General features: G+C 44.0%; 9 protein-coding genes, 7 tRNA genes and 1 rRNA gene. 2 read left to right on the top strand and 15 right to left on the bottom strand.

Annotation, left to right across the window (positions count from 1 at the left end; all coding sequences use genetic code 11):
- The coding region (locus tag A8708_RS36120) for a hypothetical protein (RefSeq protein WP_204787533.1) at window positions 1–202 on the top strand (202 nt) is incomplete at its 5' end.
- Between the two features lie 35 nt (window positions 203–237).
- Here the strand turns inward: A8708_RS36120 and A8708_RS14615 are convergent.
- The 3 genes from A8708_RS14615 to A8708_RS14605 form a co-directional block, all read right to left on the bottom strand.
- The gene (locus tag A8708_RS14615; RefSeq protein WP_068664593.1) at window positions 238–1,305 is read right to left on the bottom strand and encodes an FUSC family protein; all 1,068 of its coding nucleotides are present in this window, start codon (window positions 1,303–1,305) and stop codon (window positions 238–240) included.
- A 136-nt stretch (window positions 1,306–1,441) separates the two neighbouring features.
- On the bottom strand, window positions 1,442–1,648 hold the full coding sequence (locus tag A8708_RS14610) for a DUF3934 family protein (RefSeq protein ID WP_068664591.1): 207 nt from the start codon (window positions 1,646–1,648) through the stop codon (window positions 1,442–1,444).
- 25 nt (window positions 1,649–1,673) lie between these two features.
- Window positions 1,674–2,117 carry a HEAT repeat domain-containing protein gene (locus A8708_RS14605; RefSeq protein ID WP_420848559.1) on the bottom strand — a complete coding sequence of 148 codons (444 nt, stop codon included), beginning with the start codon at window positions 2,115–2,117 and terminating at the stop codon, window positions 1,674–1,676.
- Window positions 2,118–2,302: 185 nt separating this feature from the next.
- Here A8708_RS14605 and A8708_RS14600 point away from each other — a divergent pair, with 185 nt between their 5' ends.
- Entirely contained in the window at window positions 2,303–2,692 is a 390-nt protein-coding gene (locus A8708_RS14600; RefSeq protein WP_068664587.1) for a helix-turn-helix domain-containing protein, read from the top strand.
- 89 nt (window positions 2,693–2,781) lie between these two features.
- Here A8708_RS14600 and A8708_RS36115 read toward each other — a convergent pair whose 3' ends face one another.
- The 12 genes from A8708_RS36115 to rrf all read right to left on the bottom strand — a co-directional run.
- Window positions 2,782–2,967, bottom strand: a complete 186-nt coding sequence (locus tag A8708_RS36115) for a hypothetical protein (protein WP_068664585.1) — start codon at window positions 2,965–2,967, stop codon at window positions 2,782–2,784.
- A gap of 104 nt (window positions 2,968–3,071) precedes the next feature.
- Entirely contained in the window at window positions 3,072–3,737 is a 666-nt protein-coding gene (gene tenA, locus A8708_RS14590; protein WP_068664583.1) for a thiaminase II, read from the bottom strand.
- Window positions 3,738–3,936: 199 nt separating this feature from the next.
- On the bottom strand, window positions 3,937–4,524 hold the full coding sequence (locus A8708_RS14585; protein WP_068664581.1) for a thioredoxin family protein: 588 nt from the start codon (window positions 4,522–4,524) through the stop codon (window positions 3,937–3,939).
- Window positions 4,525–4,550: 26 nt separating this feature from the next.
- Window positions 4,551–4,973, bottom strand: coding sequence for a VOC family protein (locus A8708_RS14580; protein ID WP_082927512.1), 423 nt, complete (start codon window positions 4,971–4,973; stop codon window positions 4,551–4,553).
- 190 nt (window positions 4,974–5,163) lie between these two features.
- Window positions 5,164–5,237, bottom strand: a tRNA-Pro gene (locus A8708_RS14575).
- A 9-nt stretch (window positions 5,238–5,246) separates the two neighbouring features.
- Window positions 5,247–5,318 (bottom strand) — tRNA-Gly (locus A8708_RS14570).
- A gap of 38 nt (window positions 5,319–5,356) precedes the next feature.
- Window positions 5,357–5,436, bottom strand: a tRNA-Leu gene (locus A8708_RS14565).
- Between the two features lie 19 nt (window positions 5,437–5,455).
- Window positions 5,456–5,531, bottom strand: a tRNA-Lys gene (locus A8708_RS14560).
- A gap of 16 nt (window positions 5,532–5,547) precedes the next feature.
- A tRNA-Gln gene (locus A8708_RS14555) sits at window positions 5,548–5,622 on the bottom strand.
- A gap of 10 nt (window positions 5,623–5,632) precedes the next feature.
- Window positions 5,633–5,706: transfer RNA gene (locus A8708_RS14550), tRNA-Trp, on the bottom strand.
- An 11-nt stretch (window positions 5,707–5,717) separates the two neighbouring features.
- Window positions 5,718–5,799 (bottom strand) — tRNA-Tyr (locus tag A8708_RS14545).
- Window positions 5,800–5,854: 55 nt separating this feature from the next.
- A 5S ribosomal RNA gene (gene rrf, locus A8708_RS37190) occupies window positions 5,855–5,933 on the bottom strand; the annotation flags it as partial.

Here is a 5,933-nt window from a genome sequence, read left to right as displayed (position 1 = left end):
CACTCGTTGTTCAGTTTTCAAAGATCAATTTCTTTCGTCCGCTACCGTGTTACCGAAGCAGCGAGAAGTAATATACCATATTGATTTTTCATTTGCAAGCTTTATTTTATTTCATCCATTCGTGAAGATTGTCAACACGTTCAGACTCCATGGTTTGTGCTTGTTCATGCTTGTCCTGTCCGGAGCAAGAAACATAATATAACACAAACCATTTCGTAAAGCAAACGTAAATCTGAACTATTTTAAACGAATACTTCTAAGGAGAATTTCAAGTGGTTCCCTCTCTTCGGTCTCCCCTCGATGATCATGCTCCACAAGCTTATCCAAACGTGCAATCTGATGACCATAGTCATACATTGCGGCTGCTACTATGGAGAGCCGAAGCATACCAGCTGGCTGCTCGCTATAGCGAGCAAGGAGATCCATCATAAACTGTTCGTTCTCCGCTTCGATTTCCAAATTATCAGAGCCCGTATCCTTCAACTTATCATCGTACTTCAGTAGTACATGCTCATGGTACTTAATCAATTTCTCCATATGATCATCGAAACATACATCCGTTTCCTCACTTGGCGAAGCCTGAAAGTAATGCTCATCTACAGCTTCCAATACCTCAAGCCCCTTGGACATAACAAGCAGCTTCTGCTTGTAAACGACAAGTTCGCGGATTCTTTTGGAGCCGCCGCCCTTCAACTTCTTGATTTCCTCTTCCATGAGTCGATATTTCTCCGATAATGACTTTAGGCTATTGCGAAGACTTTCCTTCTCTTCACGAAACACCGTTTCCTTGATCTCATTGGAAATCACCGTACGAAGGAGCAGTGACATTTTGCTGAAAATAGAACCGATCTGTGCTGCGAATTGTTCCTTAGGCTTAGGCGGGAAGAATAAAACATTCACCACGAAGGCACACCCTATTCCGATCAAGCTAAGCAACAGACGATTAACGGCAAATCGCCACTCCCCTGACGCCTCCATCACAGCCACAACTGTTACTAAAGTAAGTCCTATCGTTTCTTCCATCCGCAAACGTAAACTTAAAATGATAACAATAATACATACAATACCGATGGCAATCACATTCTGCGAAAAAAACATCCCTGCCAACAGGGCGAAAGCCGCACCAATAATGTTCGTCTGCAACTGATCTAAGAAATAACGCCAGGAGCGATAAATCGAGGGCTGCATCGCAAAGATCGCTGCAACAGCCGCAATGACCGGTGGCGTAAATTCGAGCCAAGCACTTATGTATAAAGCTAATGCAACAGCGATGCCTGTTTTCCACACGCGCGCCCCAAATACCATGACTCTCACCTCATCCAGAATATCCTACATCTATCTTACACAGGTCATGTAATGGATGCAAAGCAACCTCAATAGTAAATAAACCACCCTCAGCAAAATGCCGAAGATGGTTCGTTGTTTGTAGCGTAGCGATTAGCTATGCTTTGGTGCCTTTGGTACTCGCAGAACCCGCATTACTTGAGGTACCTGATGTACCTGAAGCTTTGGCTGCGATTGCAGCAGCTTTCAGACCTTTACTCTTGTAGGGTTTCGGGGCACTCTTCGCTCGGTTCTCACTTGCTTTCCAGCGGTTCCAGCCTTTGCTGTCAGTACCTCTACCCGTTCCACCTTTACCCTTAGCCATAAACTCACTCCATACGTGTTGCCTCTTATTTATTAGTTAATAAACCGGACCAAGTCGACTCTAGCCATTGATCGAAATCAGAGCCTTTATCACCTTCATAAGTATCATAAACATCGCTTCTCATTTTCTGCAGCTTTTCCTTGAAAGCCTCGTACGAATGACCTTCTGGTAAGCTCTTCTTGATACGAAGTAAGATTTTACTTACACCTTTAATTAAATCGCCTTTTTTGCGTGGGGGCAGTTGCACATCTTCACCTAGAAGTTTGAGCTTACGGTAAGCCGTCTCCTGGATCGCATAAACGGTATCATTGGTCATGAGACGCTTCAGAATATGAACGGATTGTTGGTCGCCGTGTTCACCTAATGCTTCAACAGCAGTAAGGCGCTCCCTCCAATTGGATGTGCGGTTTGCTGCTTTTTTCAACTCTTCAAAATCGGTAGGTAACTCATTGTGTAATTCAATATTCAACGGATTCAAGCTCCTTCTGTGGCTATATGTGTTAGATGTTACACTTTTTTGGGGCAGAGCGCCAACTTTTTCATATGTTTAGTTTATGGAAGTACCATTGAAGAAGGATTTTATACGTTAAATCACCATATACAGGTATCTCTTTTTGGGTTCGAATTCAATAACCTCAACTTGAGGTGAATGAGATGTCCGATTTCCTAAGGCTCGTTGGCGAGCGATTACGTATGATTAGAAAGCTTAAAGGATACACGCAAGATCAGCTTGCTGAAAAAACAGGGAAAGTCGGTATGAGCAAATCGCACATATCGGATATTGAACGAGGCCAAAGGAACATTTCACTGACCACGTTGGAAACACTAATGAATGCGTTAGACATAGACCCGAGCGAGTTGTTTAATTTTCAAAAACTTGACGGTGTAGATGGCATCCATGAAAAGAAATTGATTATCGATATTCACAAAAGCATGCTTATGGAACGTGGGCTTGATGAAGTTCAATATATTGTCAGGACGGCGAGTGATTTCCTAGGGAAGTTAGATGCTAAGGAAGCTAATAGACGAAACAAAAAAGATTAGCCCAATACAAAAAAGCAAGGAGCCCTCGCAAATAGCGAATGACTCGTTGCTTTTCTTTTCCCCTTTATAGCCGAAATTCGTAGTACGACTTAACTCACTACAACCCCCCTACAATACTTACACACGGGCGCATCAATCGCAATTTCCTCGTTGCAGTAAGCACAGGGCTTGTGCGTTTTTACTTCAGCAGGCGCTGTGGATTTCCTTCGTCTTACACTCATGATGACCAGTACACCAACGACAACGACGATCACAGCCAAAATCCAATAGATCATACGAAACACCTCCCAGTTGATACCCAACTTTTGATGATTTCCGTATATATATATTCGTTCGATTGGCGCTTATGAATGCGTTTCATTGGCACTTGTTTTGGAATTTACATCCACATCTGTTGATGGTACGACATTTCCCAGAACAACGTTTCGTAGCGAGTCGTATTCAAAAAAATCGTTTCTAATCGTGCTAATTCACTTTCTGATTTCCCTAAAGCTAGTCGATCCATTAATTGTATGCACCACTGTGCATGCTTACCGAACTCTTCTGAGCTATATCCTCTCACCCATTCGCCATAGTCAGGATGATCCACTGCACCTGGGTACTCCTTGAGCATACAGCCGATCTCCCAGTAACTCCACATACAAGGAAGCAACGCTGCTGTCAACTCCGCTAATCCACCATTCTGTGCTACATGCAGCATGTAGTGGGAGTAAGCGAGTGTAATTGGTGAAGGTTCTGCCTGTTCCAATTCTTCTTTCGTAATTCCGAAGCGAGCGGCGTATGAACGATGAATGCCCATTTCTTCATGCAAAATGTTGCTTAGTGACGCTGAGAATTCACTCATCGTTGTAAGGTCTGGCGCCTTGATAGCTCCTAACGCGAACAATTTGGCATAATCAATTAAGTATAAGTAGTCTTGAATCATGTAGAACCTGAATTTATTGCGATCTAGCGTTCCCAGGCCAAGTTCTTGAACAAAGGGATGCTGCTGGGTTTGGCGCCATTCGCGCTCGTATTTCTGGACTAAGTGCTGTGTAAAGGACATCAGAGGTCTCCCTTGTCATATCATTCTATGATTAATAGATGAGTGATTTAATGATTAGTAGATTTGGTGAACTCTTTTATTTTACCATATATTAACTTTATTGCTAGTAATGAATATGAAAATGTAAAAAATGAACCTCCACGGCATGGAGGCTCATTGGTTTCTATTATGTGAGGTATGTACGCTCAGCAGAAGTGTGCTATACCAAGTCGCATGCGTCAGCAGGCATCCAATGCGCATCTTTGCCTTCCCATTTCACATTACAACCAAGTGGGTTCGTCAACGGTAACGTTACCGCTTGACCAGAGGTCAACTCATCTAACGCTATGTCTAAATTATTTATTGTGATTTTGGAGGCATCCTTCGGATTATCAACACCACGTCCTGTATAAACCAATCTACGATTGTCATCAAAGACATAGAAATGCGGTGTTCTTAGTGCACCATAGGCTAATGCCGTTTCTTGAGTTTCGTCTCTCAGGTACGTCCACGGATATTGATGCTCCTCCATATGCGCTACCATATGCTCAAAGGAATCTTCTGGCTTGGTGTTCACGCTATTGGCGTTGATACCAATGAACTGCACACCTTTATCTTTATACCGATTGGCCGTTTCGCGTGTTACTTCATTAGAACCAATTACATAAGGGCAATGGTTGCAAGTGAAAAAAATAACGAGCGTTTTCGCATCGCTGAAATCATTCAACGCATATATTTGTCCATCCGTTGCTGGTAATGAAAAATCAGGTGCTACATCTCCGAGCGATAAAGTAAAGGTATCAGCCACGTCCCATTCCCTCTCATCCCAAAAAATTATAGTTGGTTCTCCCCAGTGCTTTGGAAAAACTCAATGATTTCACCGTTTAATCCTTTGACAAAAGCGATTCGTACAGGTGTTGGCGGGTTCACACCTAAGATCACGTCTTTCGGCTCTACCGTCACGATAGCTCCTGCGGCAATTGCTGCTTGGACAGCCCCATCCACATCATTACTGCGGAATGCTACGTGGAAAAAATATCCTTCAGGTATTTGCTCACCCGTTCCTCCAGCAAAAACCTCCATATAATTCCCATCACCGGAATCAAGCAGGACAGCACGTTTGTCCCCTTCGCCCCAGTTGTTCTTCTCTACAAAACCTAAACCTTCTGTATAAAACTTGACTGTCGCGTCAAAATCATTCGCTCTGAGTGCAACGTGGTGAAAACCTCCGCCGCCTATTTTTGAATTCGTTCCCACTTCCTTATAGCCTCCTTCAAATTCTGATGTTTACTTCATTTCCAGTATACTCCAACCTACGTAGATAGAAAATGAGTTACATCGAGGTAACTAAGTAACCAAGGGTAAGCCAAGGTCAACTAAAGACCATTCTTATAGGTAAACAAAAAACCACAGCCCCTCATCTTTAGATGAAGAACTGTGGTTCTGATCGGGACGACACGATTTGAACATGCGACCCCCTGCTCCCAAAGCAGGTGCTCTACCAAGCTGAGCTACGTCCCGAAGATAAAAAGCGGAAGACGGGGATCGAACCCGCGACCCTCGCCTTGGCAAGGCGATGCTCTACCGCTGAGCCACTTCCGCAGAGTACCTCATTTGTATGTATACAAATGAGGATTTGATGCGCGTAGAGGGACTTGAACCCCCACGGTCGCCCGCTAGATCCTAAGTCTAGTGCGTCTGCCAATTCCGCCATACGCGCATGCTGTAAATAAGGCAAGTGGTGAGTCATGTAGGATTCGAACCTACGACACCCTGATTAAAAGTCAGGTGCTCTACCAACTGAGCTAATGACTCCTATTTGTTACAAAAATGGCTGGGGATCTAGGATTTGAACCTAGGCATGACGGAGTCAAAGTCCGTTGCCTTACCGCTTGGCTAATCCCCACTGATGTTATTGGCAGGGGCAGCAGGAATTGAACCCACACCAAAGGTTTTGGAGACCTTTGTTCTACCCTTAAACTATGCCCCTAAATAGGTATATGGAGGCTGATGGATTCGAACCACCGAACTCGAAGAGAGCAGATTTACAGTCTGCCGTGTTTAGCCACTTCACTAAGCCTCCATAAAGACAAAAACATGCAATCTCACTAACAAAAAAATACCCAACAAGTGGGTCTGCTTGGCAACGTTCTACTCTCCCAGAACCCTGCGGTTCAAGTACCATCGACGCTGGAAGGCTTAACGGTCGTGTTCGAG

It is taken from the genome of Paenibacillus oryzisoli, assembly GCF_001653565.1.
In the GTDB taxonomy this organism is placed as follows: Bacteria; Bacillota; Bacilli; order Paenibacillales; family NBRC-103111; genus Paenibacillus_E; species Paenibacillus_E oryzisoli.
This window is presented reverse-complemented; position numbering and strand designations above follow the sequence as displayed.